18 protein-coding genes are annotated in these 15921 nt (G+C 59.9%); 8 read left to right on the forward strand and 10 right to left on the reverse strand.

Features of this window, described 5'->3' with window-relative positions:
- Positions 1-158: 158 nt before the first annotated feature.
- From AGR13A_RS03445 to AGR13A_RS03460, 4 genes are all read right to left on the reverse strand, one after another.
- Positions 159-752, reverse strand: a complete 594-nt coding sequence (locus tag AGR13A_RS03445) for a histidine phosphatase family protein (RefSeq protein ID WP_035218582.1) — start codon at positions 750-752, stop codon at positions 159-161.
- Positions 753-782: 30 nt separating this feature from the next.
- Complete coding sequence (gene fabI / locus AGR13A_RS03450) at positions 783-1601, reverse strand: enoyl-ACP reductase FabI (RefSeq protein ID WP_003494220.1); 819 nt, start codon at positions 1599-1601, stop codon at positions 783-785.
- Between the two features lie 131 nt (positions 1602-1732).
- Positions 1733-2848, reverse strand: a complete 1116-nt coding sequence (locus AGR13A_RS03455; RefSeq protein ID WP_080833686.1) for a DnaJ C-terminal domain-containing protein — start codon at positions 2846-2848, stop codon at positions 1733-1735.
- 212 nt (positions 2849-3060) lie between these two features.
- A complete protein-coding gene (locus tag AGR13A_RS03460; RefSeq protein ID WP_035218578.1) occupies positions 3061-3510 on the reverse strand; it encodes an RT0821/Lpp0805 family surface protein in 450 nt (149 codons plus the stop codon).
- 56 nt (positions 3511-3566) lie between these two features.
- Here AGR13A_RS03460 and pdxH point away from each other — a divergent pair, with 56 nt between their 5' ends.
- Positions 3567-4187, forward strand: coding sequence for a pyridoxamine 5'-phosphate oxidase (gene pdxH, locus AGR13A_RS03465; protein ID WP_080833688.1), 621 nt, complete (start codon positions 3567-3569; stop codon positions 4185-4187).
- Between the two features lie 180 nt (positions 4188-4367).
- Here pdxH and AGR13A_RS03470 read toward each other — a convergent pair whose 3' ends face one another.
- Positions 4368-5147 carry a sulfite exporter TauE/SafE family protein gene (locus AGR13A_RS03470; RefSeq protein ID WP_167377392.1) on the reverse strand — a complete coding sequence of 260 codons (780 nt, stop codon included), beginning with the start codon at positions 5145-5147 and terminating at the stop codon, positions 4368-4370.
- A gap of 154 nt (positions 5148-5301) precedes the next feature.
- On the opposite strand from AGR13A_RS03470, the gene AGR13A_RS03475 reads away from it, so the two are divergent.
- Complete coding sequence (locus AGR13A_RS03475) at positions 5302-5607, forward strand: MazG nucleotide pyrophosphohydrolase domain-containing protein (RefSeq protein ID WP_080833690.1); 306 nt, start codon at positions 5302-5304, stop codon at positions 5605-5607.
- 54 nt (positions 5608-5661) lie between these two features.
- Here the strand turns inward: AGR13A_RS03475 and AGR13A_RS03480 are convergent, their stop codons facing one another.
- The 5 genes from AGR13A_RS03480 to AGR13A_RS03505 all read right to left on the reverse strand — a co-directional run bounded on the left by AGR13A_RS03480 (position 5662) and on the right by AGR13A_RS03505 (position 9664).
- Positions 5662-6039 carry a hypothetical protein gene (locus AGR13A_RS03480; protein WP_080836488.1) on the reverse strand — a complete coding sequence of 126 codons (378 nt, stop codon included), beginning with the start codon at positions 6037-6039 and terminating at the stop codon, positions 5662-5664.
- A 108-nt stretch (positions 6040-6147) separates the two neighbouring features.
- Positions 6148-6822, reverse strand: coding sequence for an HAD family hydrolase (locus tag AGR13A_RS03485; protein WP_080833691.1), 675 nt, complete (start codon positions 6820-6822; stop codon positions 6148-6150).
- Positions 6823-6828: 6 nt separating this feature from the next.
- Positions 6829-7266, reverse strand: coding sequence for a bleomycin resistance protein (locus AGR13A_RS03490; RefSeq protein ID WP_080833693.1), 438 nt, complete (start codon positions 7264-7266; stop codon positions 6829-6831).
- Between the two features lie 375 nt (positions 7267-7641).
- Entirely contained in the window at positions 7642-9057 is a 1416-nt protein-coding gene (gene tldD / locus AGR13A_RS03500; RefSeq protein ID WP_080833695.1) for a metalloprotease TldD, read from the reverse strand.
- Positions 9058-9139: 82 nt separating this feature from the next.
- Complete coding sequence (locus tag AGR13A_RS03505) at positions 9140-9664, reverse strand: invasion associated locus B family protein (protein WP_003494243.1); 525 nt, start codon at positions 9662-9664, stop codon at positions 9140-9142.
- 443 nt (positions 9665-10107) lie between these two features.
- Here AGR13A_RS03505 and coxB point away from each other — a divergent pair, with 443 nt between their 5' ends.
- The 6 genes from coxB to AGR13A_RS03535 all read left to right on the forward strand — a co-directional run bounded on the left by coxB (position 10108) and on the right by AGR13A_RS03535 (position 15785).
- The gene (gene coxB / locus AGR13A_RS03510; protein ID WP_080833697.1) at positions 10108-10971 is read left to right on the forward strand and encodes a cytochrome c oxidase subunit II; all 864 of its coding nucleotides are present in this window, start codon (positions 10108-10110) and stop codon (positions 10969-10971) included.
- 18 nt (positions 10972-10989) lie between these two features.
- Entirely contained in the window at positions 10990-12705 is a 1716-nt protein-coding gene (gene ctaD, locus AGR13A_RS03515; protein ID WP_080833699.1) for a cytochrome c oxidase subunit I, read from the forward strand.
- A gap of 386 nt (positions 12706-13091) precedes the next feature.
- Entirely contained in the window at positions 13092-14045 is a 954-nt protein-coding gene (locus AGR13A_RS03520) for a heme o synthase (protein WP_035218558.1), read from the forward strand.
- On the forward strand, positions 14045-14176 hold the full coding sequence (locus AGR13A_RS25090; protein ID WP_003509137.1) for a hypothetical protein: 132 nt from the start codon (positions 14045-14047) through the stop codon (positions 14174-14176). The genes AGR13A_RS03520 and AGR13A_RS25090 overlap by 1 nt, the downstream gene beginning before the upstream one ends.
- A 42-nt stretch (positions 14177-14218) precedes the next feature.
- Entirely contained in the window at positions 14219-14848 is a 630-nt protein-coding gene (locus AGR13A_RS03530) for a cytochrome c oxidase assembly protein (protein WP_035218556.1), read from the forward strand.
- A 61-nt stretch (positions 14849-14909) separates the two neighbouring features.
- Positions 14910-15785, forward strand: a complete 876-nt coding sequence (locus AGR13A_RS03535) for a cytochrome c oxidase subunit 3 (protein WP_035218555.1) — start codon at positions 14910-14912, stop codon at positions 15783-15785.
- Positions 15786-15921: the final 136 nt, after the last annotated feature.

The raw sequence follows: 15921 nt of genomic DNA on the forward strand, positions 1-15921 counted from the left end.
CGAGGGTAGAGATATTCGGAGAGGGTGCCCCCTCATCCGACCCTTCGGGCCACCTTCTCCCCGGCGGGGAGAAGAAACCAGCGGCAACGCCGTGCGACATCTAAAGCCTAAAGGGCGACTATGAGAGACAGTGGTTCACGCGCTGTCCGCAACTAGCCTCACGAAATCCAATCCGCACTATTCCTGTCGATTTCGACTTTCAAAATCCGGTCCTGCGGGATTTGCGTTCTTGAGGCTTCGTCCTTGTCCATGCCCGATACGAGCCGGAAGATGGAGCGGATCACGCCGCCATGGCAGACGCAGACGGTTGGTACCTCGACGGAGGAAAGCCATGCGCCGATGCGCCATGACAGGATTTCATAGCTTTCCGCGTCCTGCCCGGGGGGAATGAAGTCCCACTTATTGGCCTTGCGCGCCTTCACCCGGTCCGGAAATTCTTTTTTCAGTTCCGGCAGGGTCTGGCCCTCCCAGTCGCCGAAGGACACTTCGACGAGACGGTCATCGGTGCGGTAGGCCTTGGGATCGAGCCCCATGGCCCCGCGCATCAGTTCCATGGTCTCGCGCGTGCGCCCGAGCGGGCTTGCCACGTAATCGAAATCATCGGCTGTAGCACCAAGGATACGCGCCAGAACCTTGCCGTTGCCGACCGCCTGCTGGCGGCCGAAATCATTGAGCGGAATGTCTTTCTGGCCCTGAAGCCGGCGTATCGCATTCCAGTCCGTTTGTCCGTGCCGGATCACATAGACGAGCAAGGCGATACCCCGTTCTTACACTTTTCAGGCTTAGTCCTTGACCACCGAAATGTCAGGCGCATCCACCGCCTTCATGCCGATGGTGTGGTAACCGGAATCCACATGGTGGATTTCGCCGGTCACACCGGTCGAAAGGTCGGACAGAAGGTACAGCGCGGACTTGCCGACTTCCTCGATGGAAACTGTACGCTTCAGCGGCGCATTATATTCGTTCCATTTCAGAATGTAACGGAAGTCGCCAATACCGGAAGCGGCAAGCGTCTTGATCGGGCCGGCGGAAACGGCGTTGACGCGGATGCCGCGATTGCCGAGGTCGACGGCGAGATAACGCACGCTGGCCTCGAGTGCGGCCTTGGCCACGCCCATGACGTTGTAGTTCGGCATGACCTTCTCGGCGCCGTAATACGTCAGCGTGACGATCGAGCCGCCATCATTCATGACAGGCTCGGCACGCTTGGCAACGGCGGCCAGCGAGAAGACGGAAATGTCCATGGTGCGGTTGAAATTGTCGCGGCTGGTGTCGAGATAACGGCCGGTCAACTCGTCCTTGTCGGAGAAAGCGATGGCGTGCACGACGAAGTCGATCTTGCCCCAGTGCTTTTCCAGCCCGGCAAAAACCGCATCGATCGTCTCGAGATCGGTCACGTCACAGTGGCCGGCCATGAATGCACCGAGTTCCTGCGCCAAGGGCTCGACGCGCTTCTTCAGCGCATCGCCCTGCCAGGTGAGTGCGAGTTCCGCGCCTGCGTCCGCGCAAGCCTTGGCAATGCCCCAAGCGATTGAACGATTATTGGCGACGCCCATGATGAGGCCGCGTTTGCCAGCCATGAGGCCGGATGCCTGAGCCATTTTATGCTCCCTGATACTTTCGATTGATCCTGCCTATGGCATAGGCTGCAATCCTGTTCAAGATTGCCAAAGATCATCAACTGTTAGGGAGCGTAACAAAGGGTGCGTTGTCCCGGCTATTCGCAAAACTTTCACAAATAAAGGCCTTCGCGCATGTGCCGCATGAGATCGGTCACCTTTTCATCCGGCTTTTCAAGCAGGACGATGCGCAATTCGATGACGAGATCGCCAGATTCCCCCTTGCCATCGGCAAGGCCTTTGCCGGCGAGCCTCAGCACGCGGTCCGAACCGGACCAGGCCGGAATGCTGAGACTTTCCTCGCCCAGCGGTGTCTTCACCTTCGTTTCGCAACCCAGAACTGCATCGCTGAGCGAGATCGGCAAAGTTGTGTGAATATCGAAGCCGCGAACCGAAAAAGCCTCATCGCGGGCGGCGAGCAATGTCACGGCAAGATCGCCACGCGCCATGTTGGGAAGCTTCAGCCCCTGTCCCTTAAGCCGCACCACATGACCGTCCGTCATGCCCGGCTCGAGCTGAAAACGGGCTTCCTTTTCCTCGGCAAGCGCAACCGTGATCCATTTGCGCTCGAGAAGATCGGCGACGGTGACGGTGGCTTCGGCCGTGATATCGGGCGCTTTTTCAGGCGTTGGCTGCGCGGGCCGGAAACGGCGCACGAGCGCGCTGAAGAGATTGGCGGCAAGCGAGGTGGGGGCGGATTTGTCGTCACCTGTGACGGGTTGCGCCGTTTCACCGGCGCCCGGCACGTCGCCTCTCGCGCCTTGTGCCGCAGCTTTCGCGGCTTCCGCCGCCTGCTGCACCTTCGGGTCGTTCTGTGCCTCTGCACCGAAAATCCGCTCGACGATATCTTCGGCGGTTTCCGCCCTGGCGTCGGTTTTCTGGCCGGTCTGTGCCCGGTTGCGGGCGTCCGCACGGGCCAGTTCCTCCATCAGCTTCTCGGCCGCCTTGGCGCGCTCGGCAGCCTCGCGCGCCGCCTCCCGCTGCTGCATGATGGTTTCGCCGCGCTGCTTCTTTTCGGCCGCCCTGCGGGCCTGGTCGTAAAGATCGCGTTTTTTGGGGTCTTTCAGAAGATCATAGGCCTGTCCGATCTCGGCGAATCGCGCCGAGGCATCGGGGTCGTCGCGATTGGCGTCCGGATGGACGGTTTTCGCCTTCGTGCGCCAGGCGGCCTTGATTTCCTCGTGGCGGGCGTCACGTTTCACGCCGAGGATCGAATATGGATCGCGCATGCGAAACACCAGTTACGTTGGCTCAGGCGCATGCTGCCGCTCATGGCGCAATCCTGAAACTCACCCCTCCGAAAAGGGATGCCGGCGATCATTCGCCTGCACGCCCTCGGTTTAATCAACGTCGACTGTTGCAATAAGTTGCTAATCAGTTCTTTACGGGGAATGCGCGCTGCGCCGAGGCCGGCCCTATTACATGCACCAAGGTAAACAGATTATTTCTGCTCGAAGCGGGTCAGCAGCCATTCGCCGGTTTCCGACAGGCAGGCCTGGCCCGCATAGGCTGCAACGCCCTCAAAGGAGTGGCGTGTCGTCCTGAATTCGCGGCAGACGAAACCGCTGGATTTGTCTTCGTGAATGGCGGTGACGACGCCGGCGCTGCCGGTTGCGGCATTGGCCCAGGGCAATGGCTGGTCGGCGAGTTTGGCCAGATCCGCCGATGTCACCGCATTGCGGATGGTCGCGTCGTCGGTCTGCGGCCCGTTATTCTGCTGGTTGGGAACGGAAGCGGTGGAAAGTGAGCGGTCGACCTTGTCGCCGCCGAACAGGTCGAGGCTGACGCAGCCGCTCAGCACCACGAGCATTGACACGACAGCGGAAACTTCCGCGATCGACGAAAGGAGGCCCTTTGTTCGACTGTTCGACTTTGCTATGACGGTCACCATCTTTCACCAGAGATCATCTCTGGGGTCCAAATCAGCTCGGGAGCATTTTAGTCAATATGTCGGAAACGGGGTTAACATCCAGTGACTTCACTGAAGAAAATGAACCGTTCACGCTTTTTGCCGAATGGCTGAAGGATGCGGCGGCCTCCGAAATCAACGATCCGAACGCGGTCGCACTCGCAACCGTGGACGAAAACGGCCTGCCGAATGTGCGTATGGTGCTGCTGAAGGACGTCGATGATCGCGGCTTCGTTTTCTATACGAATTTCGAAAGCCAGAAGGGACGCGAGATCCTCGGCCAGAAAAAAGCGGCCATGTGTTTCCACTGGAAAAGCCTGCGGCGGCAGGTGCGCCTGCGCGGGGAGGTGGAGATCGTCACCGACGCGGAAGCGGACGCTTATTACGCTTCGCGCCCGCGCGGCAGCCGCATCGGCGCCTGGGCGTCGAAGCAGTCGCGGCCGCTGGAAGGCCGTTTCGCGCTGGAAAAGGCCGTCGCCGAATATACCGCCAAATATGCGATCGGCGATATTCCGCGCCCGTCCTACTGGTCCGGGTTCCGCATTCGCCCCGTCAGCATCGAATTCTGGCACGACCGCAAGTTCCGCCTGCACGACCGCGTTGAATTCCGCCGCGAGACGCCAGATGCGGCATGGTCCAAGGTCCGCATGTATCCTTGAATGCGGCAAAGATGGGCCGTTCGGACTGTTCGTGAAATCTCACGTCAAACTCGACGTCATCCTCGGGCTTGACCCGAGGATCCATGGTCGCGCCTGATTGTGGATCCTCGCCTCAAGGGCGAGGATGACGGAAAAGCAAGCGCACTGTTGTTGCAGTTGAAGGCAGTCCCTTCTCTCTGCTTACTTCAGCAGCGAATCGAAGAGCGGCAGGCCGATAACGGCGGAAATGGCGATCAAGCCGTAGCAGATACGCCTGAACGCCGCCTCGTCGGCCAGCCCGTGCAATCGCGCGCCGGCGTAAAGACCCGCCCCGTAAAACGGCAGTGCCAGCAGGAAAAACACGAAGACATCGGCCGTGAACAGACCGCTGAAAAAATAGCTGGTGGCGGAGATGACGGTCGAGATCGCGAAATAGAGAATGACATTGGCGCGCACGAAGGCGCCCTTGAGCGCGCCGCCAAGCCAATAGGCAACAATGGGCGGACCACCCAATTGCGCCGCCCCCGAAAACAGCCCGGCGACAAGCCCGGTAACGAGCGTCAGCGGCGTCTTCGGCCGGCCGCTGTACCGCCAGCCGGAAACCAGAAACAGCAAAAGCACGACGACCACGACGGAGATGATCCAGCGCAGCGTCAGCGGATCGCCGTTTGAAAGCAGCAGGGTGCCAAGCGGCACGCCGACAAGCGCGCCGGCCGCCATGGTGAATACCTCGCGCCGGTCCGCCATGCGCCAGGCGGGCGGTATCATGCCAAGCGTCAAAACACCGTCCACCACTAGAAGAACCACCGAGGCGATGCGTGGCCCGACAATGGCGCTCGCAAGCGGAATGAAGATGAGGGCCGCGCCAAAACCGGAAAAGCCACGGGCGAGGCCGGCCAGAAAGGCGGCGCCCGCAAACATGGCGAGCAGCGACGGACTATGCGCGGTGATGAGGGCCGAGAAGAAGTCGAGCGGAGACATGGAGGATGGCACGGTTTTTCGAATACCTTTTCTCTATCCTGCTCGCAGGCGCCTGTCGTGGAAATTTCCGTTCATTGCTGCACGATGTCCTTTCCGGTCGACGCCGCTGGAGAATCGTGATTAGAGTTGTAGAGCATGAACAAAGGATGAACAAATGCTCACTGTCATGATGCGCCAGTTTGAAGAGGCGTCGCAAAAATATGCTGCTGAAAACGGGATCATCCGCGATCCGGACTGGTACATGCTGAAGCTTCAGGAAGAGATGGGCGAGGTCACGCAGGCCTGGAACCGGTTGACGGGGCGGGGGCGCATCAAGGGCAGGAGCAAGGAGGAGATGAAACGGGATCTGGCCGACGAAACCGCCGATCTTCTCGGCCATGTGCTGCTGCTGGCCCATTATAATGGTCTCGATATCAAAGGTGCGATAGAGCGGAAGTGGCGTTTTATGGCGTTGGTATGACAGTTTGCGGCGGGAAATCAGACCTTTACGCTGCCGGGTTCGCCTCCGCTGCGATCATGAGAGCGAGACGATAAAGAATAAAATTGCGAGAATGGCGGCCACCGGCGTCATGACCCGCCGCTCTGCACGGCTTCGCGACATGGCGTTCAGTCCGATGCTCACCGCAAGCGTGCAGGCGGTGATCCAGATGCCGGCTTCGATCCAGCCTGCCGGCCATAAAGTGATGAAGCCTGCCTTTTGCAGTGGAAAAGATGCGACAAGTGCATAGATTGCGACGGACGCCATGCTGGCAAGGCGCTGCGTGGCGGGCAGAACCCTGTGCTCGCCGCCCCAGGCAAAGCGGCCAAAGGGCGCCCCCGCCGCAAGGGAAATCTGAAATGCGGAAAGAGCAAATAGTATAAGCGTTGCGAGCGACACGGCGACAAGCAGCATGATCACTCCGTTGATGGATGCGTCCCAAATGCATTCGAACGGGACCGGCCTGTCAGCCGATATGCGCGTTACCATAAAGACCAATGGCTAAAGCCATGTGACGCGTTTTCAAACCTCTGAAAGCTGCGCCTTTTGCAGGAGGTCTGCAACCGCATGAAGGTCGCTCGATACGGCGATGCATCTCTCCCGCATTTCCTCGGTCGGCGGCGCAACGTCCGGCACCATGATCGTCATCATGCCCGCCGATGTGGCCGAGCGGACGCCGGAATAGGAATCCTCCAGCGCCAGGCAGCGGCCCGGATCGATGTCGAGACGCTTGGCGGCGGTCAGGTACGGCATGGGTGAGGGCTTCGGCTCCTTATAGTCGCCGCGTGCGACGATGGTGTCGAAACGTTTGAGAAGATCATGGGGGCCGAGATGGCGCGTGACCGAATCGTGCCGCGAGGAGGTGGCGATGGCGCGGCGGATGTCGAGCCTGTCGAGGAGATCGAGAATGTCGATGACGCCGGGTTTCAGCGCCACGCCTTCCGCCATCATCACGGCAAGATGCCGCAGCCACGCATCCCGAAAGGCATCGATGGGAAAATCCGCACCATAATCGGCGAAGATGGTTCCGGTGATGACATCCCAGGGGCTGCCGCAGACCTTTTGATAGGTCTCGACCCGCATTCCGTGGCCGCCTTCATCTGACGCCGCCAGAAATGAATCGCGATAGAGCGCCTCGCTTTCGATCAGCAATCCATCCATGTCGAAAACGACGGCGTGAGGAAGAAAAGGCAGCATGCTGGCTCAGCCGAACCGGAAGGGGCGTTCGCCGAGGCTCTCGAACGGGCGGATGAGGTAGCCGTCCGGATCGGCGACGATGAATTGCCGGTTGCCGACCTCGACCGTGCCGCGCCTGTACCATTTTTCCTCCAGCGGCATGATGAGATCGATCGAGGATCGTTCCAGCCGGGAGAGAATGGGCTGCAGAGAAGGGACGGCGAGTTGCAGGTTCATGCCACGGCCAAGCGGAAATTCAAGCGTGGCATTGTCCGCCACGAAGGTCCGGGTCGCGCCGATCTGGTCGATCATCAGCTGCGCATCACCCAGCGCCAGATAGGTGAAGCCCTCTTCGGGCCGCTCATACACCACATGAAAACCGATCAGGTCGCAATAAAAAGCGCGGCTTTTCTGCCAGTCGCTGACGGCAAGTTCCGGGACGAGGGCATTTCGTATGATGGTCATGGTCTCCTTTGACACGCAGGCCGCCAATGGGGAAGGAGCCTGCCGTAATAGGGCGATCTTATCGTCTTCTCGGCGGCGTGCCAGAGGAATCCTCATCATGGCAGCCATGTGCGGTGCTGCGGGCTGAGATGGTGGCGACGCTATGGGCTGAGATTGTCGCGGCAGATTCAGCCTTTGGTGTCACGCAATTTTCCTCCCGTCATTCCTGTGCTTGTCACAGGAATCCAGCCAGCCCAAGTCCTTGGGCTGAAAGGACTCTCTCGCCGCGCAGACGCGCGTCGGCTGGATTCCGGCTCAAGGCCGGAATGACGGATGTGGGTTTCGCCACATCACGACGCCGCGCTGTGCATCAACTTATGCCGCTAGCCGCAAGACTTACGCCTTCGTGCCGCCAACGGTGATCTGGTCCATGCGCAGATGCGGCTGGCCGACGCCAACCGGCACCCATTGCCCGGCCTTGCCGCAATTGCCGATGCCCGTATCGAGTTTCGAATCGTTGCCGATCATCGAGACACGCTTCATCGCGTCCGGCCCGTTGCCGATCAGCATCGCGCCCTTGACCGGCGCACCGATCTTGCCGTTCTCGATCAGATAGGCTTCGGTGCAGCCGAACACGAATTTGCCGGAGGTGATGTCCACCTGTCCGCCGCCGAAGGAAACGGCATAGATACCCTTTTTGACCGAAGCGATGATCTCTTCCGGCGTCTTGTCGCCCGATAACATGTAGGTATTGGTCATGCGGGGCATCGGCACATGGGAATAACCCTGCCGGCGGCCATTGCCGGTCGCCTTCGCGCCCATCAGCCGGGCGTTCTGCCGGTCCTGCATGTAACCCACCAGCCGACCATTCTCGATCAGCACATTATAAGCCGAGGGCGTTCCCTCGTCATCGATGGTCAGCGAACCGCGGCGGCTGTCGATGGTGCCGTCATCCACGACCGTTACGCCGGGAGCGGCCACCATTTCGCCCATCAGCCCGGCAAAGGCCGAGGTCTTCTTGCGGTTGAAATCACCTTCCAGACCGTGACCGACCGCCTCATGCAGCATCACGCCGGGCCAGCCGGAGCCGAGCACCACATCCATGGTGCCCGCCGGCGCATCGATGGCGGTGAGGTTGACGAGCGCCTGACGCAACGCCTCGTCCGCGCCATGCTGCCAGCTTTCCGTGGTTATGAAATCGCCAAAGCCGACACGGCCGCCAATGCCGTAGGAGCCGCTTTCCTGCCGGTCGCCTTCGCCGGCCACCACGGAAATATTGATGCGGGTCATCGGCCTTATATCGCTGACGCGATGACCGTCGGCGCGCAGAATATCCACCACCTGCCAGCTCGCGGAAATCGTCGCCGTCACCTGCCGGACATTCTCATTCTTGTCGCGCAGATAGGCATCGATATCGGTGAGAAGTTTCACCTTTTCCTCGAAGCTCGGGCTGCCGATCGGGTTTTCGTCGCCGTAAAGCTTCTTGTTGGTGCGCTGGGGTGCGGCGGCATAAGAGCCGGAATAACCTCTGGTAACGGCGCCCACCGCATCCGAAGCGCGCTTCAGCGCGCCTTCCGAAAGCTCGCCCGCATGGGCGTAACCCACCGTCTCGCCGGCAACGGCGCGCAGGCCGAAGCCCTGGTCGGTGTTGAAGGAGCCACCCTTGAGGCGGCCATTGTCGAAGGTCAGCGATTCGGCCTGGGCATGTTCGATGAACAGTTCGCCATCGTCAGCACCGGCAAGCGCTTCCGCGACGAGCTTGCGCAATTGCGTTTCATCGCAATCGAAGAGTTTTACAAGATCGTCGGTCATGGGAGGCTCCAGTCATTATCGTTCATGACCGATTTAGGCACTGGAGCGGGCAGACGCAAGGCTGCGCGTTGACGACGAGGCCTTAAGGAAGCGCGTCGTAGCCTTCGGCAAAGCCGGTCAGCTCGATCGGAATGCCGACGCGATCCTGATCGACGGATTCACGCAGGGCAAAAACGGCGGCTTTGCCGGCGCGCAGAACCTTCAGCAACTCGTCGTCAATATCCACTTCCACATAGCAGCCTTCGGAGAAGCAGCGGGTGAAATAGGCCCGGCCGATATTGTTGTTGTCGATATAAAGCTCCATGCCATCCTTCAGGAGAACACCGAGCGGCGCGAGGATGCGCAGGATGCGCGACTTGCGGTCGGCGGTTTTCAGCACCACCACCGAAAGCCCCACTTCCGGGCGGTCATCGGCAATCACGTTCTGCATCAGGGCGCATTGTTCTTCGGAGGCGCCGGCCGGCTTGTCGCAGATGACAGACCATGCGCCATGCGTCGACTTCGGCGTGCCGGGCGGCTGCTGTTGCGCCAGCGCCGCAGCGGCGGGGGCGATGATGGCAAGACCGGCGGCGGCAAGAAAAGTGCGCGCGAGCGGGGAAAGACGCATGGATACCTCTGGGATTCGAATCAGTGCGGCTATTTTGACGCCATAATCCGGAAAAAAAAGCCTCAGGCCTTCAATTCCAGCGGAGTTGGGCGGAAATAGGACCTGTCCGCCCGTATGGACGTGTGATTTGCCGCCGCGACATTCATTATCCGGCGACGAAACGCGCGGCAAAACCGGCCGGAAGAAGGGGCTTTGTCGCATCTGCGCTGTTTGAAACTGTGTTCGGCCAGTCCGGTCGGGCATGGGGGCGGAGAAAGTCGGTCGTGGATTGACCAATGGCAAAATTGGGGCGCATCCGTGTCCCGACGCATATTGCGGCAGAGGACAAACTGTGGTTTGAAGTTAGTACCATAAGCATGGATTCTGCGTCTGTGATTGATCTAGATCAGACGCGTGAGGGAGAGGGTACCGTGACGAATAGGATTTACGCAGCACTGGCGGGGATGACCTGTCTGCTCACGGCTGTCGGCGCCCACGCCGATCAGCCGGTGCATTGGCAAATGGGCATGCAGGAGGCCGCCACGCCGATCATGCACGAAATACGCTGGTTCGAACAATATACGCTCTGGTTCATTGTTCCGGTTACGCTTTTCGTTCTTGCGCTGCTCATTATCGTCGCCCTGAAATTCCGCGCTGCGAAAAATCCGGTGCCTTCCAAGACCAGTCATAACACGACGATCGAGGTGGTGTGGACGCTCGCGCCGGTTCTCATTCTCCTGTTCCTCGCTTTCCCGTCGTTCAATCTTCTGAACGCGCAGCTGACGCAGCCGGAAAACCCGGACCTGACGCTGAAGGCAACCGCCACGCAATGGCTGTGGAGCTATGAATATGCCGCCGCCGAGGGTGCCGAACCGCTCTCCTTCGACAGCTATATGCTGAAGGATCAGGATCGCGCGGCTGCGGGCAAGGAGGACAAGGCCCGTTATCCGCGTCTTCTTGCGGTGGACAATGAAATGGTCGTTCCGGTCGGCAAGACCGTTCGCCTTCTGGTGACGGCGGCTCCGACCGACGTCATCCACGCCTTCGCCATGCCCGCTTTCGGCGTCAAGATCGATGCCGTTCCGGGCCGCCTCAACGAAACATGGTTCAAGCCGGAAAAGGAAGGCCTTTATTACGGTCAGTGTTCCGAGCTTTGCGGCAAGGACCACGCTTTCATGCCCATCGCCATTCGGGTGGTTTCCGAACAGCAGTACAATGCCTGGCACGCCGCCGCCGCTTCTGATCTGAACGGCGCGAACCGGGCGCTGATGGCCTCCGTCGACGGCGCTCCGCGCACGGTCGATGTTGCCGCCAACGAAACCAACTGACGACTTGGAGTGAGGACAATGGCTGGACCTTCCACACACGACGATCATCACTCGCATGGTCATTCCGCACATGAAGCGCACGCGCATGACGATCATTCGCATGATGCGCATCATTCCCATACGCCGGGCTTTTTCGCCCGCTGGTTCCTGTCCACCAACCATAAGGACATCGGCACGCTTTACCTGATCTTCGCGATCATTGCCGGTATCGTCGGCGGCGGGCTTTCCGTCGTCATGCGCATGGAGCTTCAGGAGCCCGGCATCCAGATCTTCCACGGTCTGGCCGCCATGGTTTACGGCTTCGAGGGCGACGCCGCCATCGACGGCGGCAAGCACATGTTCAACGTGTTCACGACAGCGCATGCGCTCATCATGATCTTCTTCATGGTCATGCCGGCCATGATCGGCGGTTTTGCCAACTGGATGATTCCGATCATGATCGGCGCTCCTGACATGGCTTTCCCGCGCCTCAACAATATTTCCTTCTGGCTGATCGTTCCGGCTTTCATCCTGCTGCTCCTGTCGCTCTTCGTCGAAGGTCCGGCGGGTGCTTACGGCGTGGGCGGCGGCTGGACCATGTATCCGCCACTTTCGACCAGCGGCATGCCGGGACCGGCGGTGGATCTTGCGATCTTCTCGCTGCACGTCGCCGGCGCATCCTCGATCCTCGGTGCGATCAACTTCATCACCACCATCCTCAACATGCGCGCCCCCGGCATGACGCTGCACAAGATGCCGCTGTTCGCCTGGTCGGTTCTGGTCACCGCATTCCTGCTCCTGCTGTCGCTGCCGGTTCTGGCAGGTGGCATCACCATGCTTCTGACCGACCGCAACTTCGGCACGGCGTTCTTCTCGCCGGAAGGCGGCGGTGATCCGATCCTCTACCAGCACCTGTTCTGGTTCTTCGGTCACCCGGAAGTGTACATCCTGATCCTGCCCGGCTTCGGCATCATCAGCCATATCGTGTCGACCTTCTCCAAGAAGCCGGTCTTCGGTTATCTCGGCATGGCTTACGCCATGGTCGCCATCGGCGCCGTCGGCTTCATCGTCTGGGCCCACCACATGTATACGGTCGGCCTGTCGCTTGAAGCGCAGCGTTACTTCGTCTTCGCCACCATGGTCATCGCGGTGCCGACGGGTATCAAGATCTTCTCGTGGATTGCGACCATGTGGGGCGGTTCGCTGACCTTCTCGACCCCGATGGTCTGGGCGATCGGCTTCATCTTCCTGTTCACGGTCGGTGGCGTCACCGGCGTGCAGCTCGCCAATGCCGGTCTCGACCGTTCGCTGCATGACACCTATTACGTTGTGGCCCACTTCCACTACGTTCTGTCGCTCGGCGCCGTCTTCGCAATCTTTGCCGGCTGGTATTACTGGTTCCCGAAGATCACCGGCTACATGTATAGCGAGTTCATCGGCAAGCTGCATTTCTGGGTCATGTTTATCGGCGTGAACCTGATCTTCTTCCCGCAGCACTTCCTTGGCCTCGCCGGCATGCCGCGCCGTTACATCGATTATCCCGATGCCTATGCCGGCTGGAACCTGGTATCTTCCTATGGTTCCTATATCTCGGCTGTTGCCGTCGGCATCTTCCTCTTCGGCGTCTGGGAAGCCTTCGCCAAGAAGCGGATCGCCGGCAACAATCCCTGGGGTGAGGGTGCGACGACGCTCGAATGGCAGCTGTCTTCACCGCCGCCTTACCACCAGTGGGAACAGCTTCCGCGCATTCGCTGATGCGCGGACCGGAAGGCGCGGGCAAGGCCTGTGCATTCCGGTTGCCGGAATACGGGGCGGCATGGTTTCGTCCATGCCGTTTCCGCAGGCGGGTGGATCCGCCGCTGCGTGACATTTTGTCCAAGCGAAGCGCGCCGTCCGACATGATACATGCCCGGATGTGATAAATGCCAATTTTGGCCTTTATGAAGAAGCAGGCGCAGACGAATGGCGGAATGGGCGCGGCGAAAAGCCGGCGAATGGCATTGGTTCGACCCGATGCCGCCCGCCCGCGACATTCGGACCCAGGAACTGACGCGCCGAACATGCCGAAAATAATCTTCGTTTTTCGGGCCGGTGCAGGGGATGCCGCGGCAAGCGTCATCTGAAAGAAAACAGGACAGGAAATGACCGTTATCGACAATCGCGAAATGCTGGGCGCAGAAAGCTCCGAACTCTCGGAAGCCGGCGCACGCGATTATTTCGAATTGCTGAAGCCGCGCGTCATGTCGCTGGTCGTCTTCACGGCCTTTGCCGGCCTCGTGCTGGCGCCGGGCGAAATCAATCCGGTGCTTGGGCTCATCGCCATTCTCTGTATTGCCGTCGGTGCCGGTGCCTCCGGCGCGCTCAACATGTGGTACGATGCCGATATCGATGCCGTGATGAGCCGCACCGCCAAGCGGCCGATCCCGTCCGGCCGCATTGCGCCGCGCGAGGCCTTGGCCTTCGGGCTGACGCTGTCGGCCTTTTCCGTGGTCATTCTCGGCCTTGCGGTCAACTGGTTCTCGGCCGGCCTGCTGGCCTTTACGATCTTCTTTTATGCCGTTGTTTATACGATGTGGCTGAAGCGCTCGACGCCGCAGAACATCGTCATCGGCGGTGCTGCCGGCGCTTTCCCGCCCATGCTCGGCTGGGCCTGCGTCACCGGCGGCGTTTCGCTTGACAGCATCATCCTGTTCCTCATCATCTTTTTGTGGACACCGGCGCATTTCTGGGCGCTGGCGCTCTTCAAGATGCGTGACTACGGCGCCGTCGGCATTCCGATGATGCCGAACGTGGCGGGCGAGCGCTCCACCAAGAACCAGATGATCGTTTATGCCGTGCTGACCGCTGCCGCTGCCGTGGCGCCTTATTTCACGGGTCTGGCGAGCGGTGGTTACGGCATTTTCGCGGCCGTATTGAGCGCCATCTTCGTTTACTGTTCGCTCGATGTCCGGCGCATGCCTGAGGGTGACGAGAAGATGCTGCCCGCCAAGAAGATGTTCGCCTATTCGGTGCTTTACCTCTTCGCCATCTTCTCCGGCCTTCTGGCCGATCATTTTGCTCCGGCCCTGAAGGCCGTGATTTCGGGAGTTCTGTGATGGAAACGGTGGAACTGAGCGCGGCGCAGAAAAAATCGAGACGCGGGCGCAATATTGCGCTCGGCGTCCTGCTCGCCGGTCTGGTGGTGCTGTTCTACGTCATCACCATCATCAAGATCGGTTCGCATTGACGGCCTGACGGTAAGAGGACGAGATCGGAGGAGGGGGAGGACATGGCGAATACTGGGACAAATATCGGATCAGATAAGGCAACGGCCGGTACGCAGCGGGTGAGCAACCGCTCGATCCTCGTGCTCTGTCTGGTGTTTTTCTGCGCCATGATCGGCATGGCCTATGCCGCCGTTCCCCTTTATACGCTGTTCTGCCGCGTCACCGGCTATAACGGCACGACCCAGCGCGTCGAGCAATATTCCGACGTCATCCTCGACAAGACCATCAACGTCACCTTCGACGCCAATACGTCGAACGGCCTCAACTGGGATTTCCGTCCCGTTGACAAGAAGGTGACGCCAAAGATCGGGGAGACGGTGCAGGTCACCTTCAAGGCGACGAACCGTTCGCCCGTGGCGACCACGGGAACGGCGGTTTTCAATGTTACGCCCATGGAAGCGGGCGCCTATTTCAACAAGGTGGAGTGTTTCTGCTTCACCGAAACGACGCTGCAGCCGGGTGAAACGCTGGAAATGCCGGTGGTTTTCTTCGTCGATCCCGACATCGCCACTGCGCGCGAAACCAAGAGCATTCATACTTTAACGCTGTCCTATACGTTTTATCCGGCCAAAACCGAAAAACCGGTTGCGTCCTTGCCGGTAAAGACCGAGTCTGGCGAAAGCAAATTGTGAGAGGAGATCTGGCCTTTTATCCGAGGCCGGATCAGGGAAGAGATACCAGGGGATTGTCGCAATGGCAGATACGCATCAGAAGAACCACGATTACCACATCATAGATCCAAGCCCCTGGCCGCTTCTGGCCTCGATCGGCGCCTTCATCCTGACCTTCGGCGGCGTCTGTTACATGCGTTACCTGTCGGGCGGTTCCTTCAAGCTGTTCGGCGCGGAACTGGCCAATCCCTGGCTTTTCTATATCGGCCTCGTCATCGTGCTCTACACCATGTACGCCTGGTGGGCGGACACGATCAAGGAAGCCAATGAGGGCAGCCACACCCGCGTCGTTTCGCTTCACCTGCGCTATGGCATGATCATGTTCATCGCCTCCGAGGTGATGTTCTTCGTCGCTTGGTTCTGGGCCTATTTCGATGCCAGCCTTTATCCGCATGAGGCCATTCAGGCGTCCCGCCTCGAATATACCGGCGGTCAATGGCCGCCAAAGGGTATCGAAGTCATCGATCCCTGGCACCTGCCGCTCTACAACACCGTCATCCTGCTTCTGTCTGGCACCTGCGTCACCTGGGCGCACCACGCCCTGCTGCACAATGACCGCAAGGGCCTGATCACCGGTCTGGTTCTCACCGTCGCGCTCGGCGTCCTGTTCTCTACGGTGCAGGTCTACGAATACATTCACGCCCCGTTCGACTTCAAGAATTCGATCTATGGCGCGACCTTCTTCATGGCCACCGGTTTCCACGGTTTCCACGTCTTCGTCGGCACGGTGTTCCTTCTCGTGTGCCTGTTCCGGGCCATTGCCGGCGGTTTCACGCCCAAGCAGCATTTCGGTTTCGAAGCCGCCGCCTGGTACTGGCACTTCGTTGACGTCGTCTGGCTGTTCCTGTTCTTCGCCATCTACATCTGGGGTGGTTGGGGAGCGCCGGTGCACGGCTGATAGCGCTGGATAGGGCCTAAAGCCAAAGCAAGGCATCCGGTGGAGCGAGAGGGTGCACCTTGTTTCTTCTCCCCGCCGGGGAGAAGTCTGCGGCAGCGGGATGAGGGGGCTACGGTAGAGATAGACCGATAGCTCG

Origin of the sequence: Agrobacterium genomosp. 13 str. CFBP 6927 (assembly GCA_900012615.1) — a bacterium.
Classification (GTDB): domain Bacteria; phylum Pseudomonadota; class Alphaproteobacteria; order Rhizobiales; family Rhizobiaceae; genus Agrobacterium.

What these genes read in the sequence shown, in the direction of transcription:
- AGR13A_RS03520 (WP_035218558.1), top strand. Translation starts at nt 13,092, where the DNA reads ATGACCGTTATCGACAATCGCGAAATGCTGGGCGCAGAAAGCTCCGAA.
- tldD (WP_080833695.1), bottom strand. Translation starts at nt 9,057, where the DNA reads ATGACCGACGATCTTGTAAAACTCTTCGATTGCGATGAAACGCAATTG.
- AGR13A_RS03535 (WP_035218555.1), top strand. Translation starts at nt 14,910, where the DNA reads ATGGCAGATACGCATCAGAAGAACCACGATTACCACATCATAGATCCA.
- AGR13A_RS03505 (WP_003494243.1), bottom strand. Translation starts at nt 9,664, where the DNA reads ATGCGTCTTTCCCCGCTCGCGCGCACTTTTCTTGCCGCCGCCGGTCTT.
- coxB (WP_080833697.1), top strand. Translation starts at nt 10,108, where the DNA reads ATGACCTGTCTGCTCACGGCTGTCGGCGCCCACGCCGATCAGCCGGTG.
- AGR13A_RS25090 (WP_003509137.1), top strand. Translation starts at nt 14,045, where the DNA reads ATGGAAACGGTGGAACTGAGCGCGGCGCAGAAAAAATCGAGACGCGGG.
- AGR13A_RS03455 (WP_080833686.1), bottom strand. Translation starts at nt 2,848, where the DNA reads ATGCGCGATCCATATTCGATCCTCGGCGTGAAACGTGACGCCCGCCAC.
- AGR13A_RS03475 (WP_080833690.1), top strand. Translation starts at nt 5,302, where the DNA reads ATGCTCACTGTCATGATGCGCCAGTTTGAAGAGGCGTCGCAAAAATAT.
- ctaD (WP_080833699.1), top strand. Translation starts at nt 10,990, where the DNA reads ATGGCTGGACCTTCCACACACGACGATCATCACTCGCATGGTCATTCC.
- AGR13A_RS03530 (WP_035218556.1), top strand. Translation starts at nt 14,219, where the DNA reads ATGGCGAATACTGGGACAAATATCGGATCAGATAAGGCAACGGCCGGT.
- AGR13A_RS03485 (WP_080833691.1), bottom strand. Translation starts at nt 6,822, where the DNA reads ATGCTGCCTTTTCTTCCTCACGCCGTCGTTTTCGACATGGATGGATTG.
- fabI (WP_003494220.1), bottom strand. Translation starts at nt 1,601, where the DNA reads ATGGCTCAGGCATCCGGCCTCATGGCTGGCAAACGCGGCCTCATCATG.
- AGR13A_RS03490 (WP_080833693.1), bottom strand. Translation starts at nt 7,266, where the DNA reads ATGACCATCATACGAAATGCCCTCGTCCCGGAACTTGCCGTCAGCGAC.
- pdxH (WP_080833688.1), top strand. Translation starts at nt 3,567, where the DNA reads ATGTCGGAAACGGGGTTAACATCCAGTGACTTCACTGAAGAAAATGAA.
- AGR13A_RS03460 (WP_035218578.1), bottom strand. Translation starts at nt 3,510, where the DNA reads ATGGTGACCGTCATAGCAAAGTCGAACAGTCGAACAAAGGGCCTCCTT.
- AGR13A_RS03470 (WP_167377392.1), bottom strand. Translation starts at nt 5,147, where the DNA reads ATGTCTCCGCTCGACTTCTTCTCGGCCCTCATCACCGCGCATAGTCCG.
- AGR13A_RS03480 (WP_080836488.1), bottom strand. Translation starts at nt 6,039, where the DNA reads ATGCTGCTTGTCGCCGTGTCGCTCGCAACGCTTATACTATTTGCTCTT.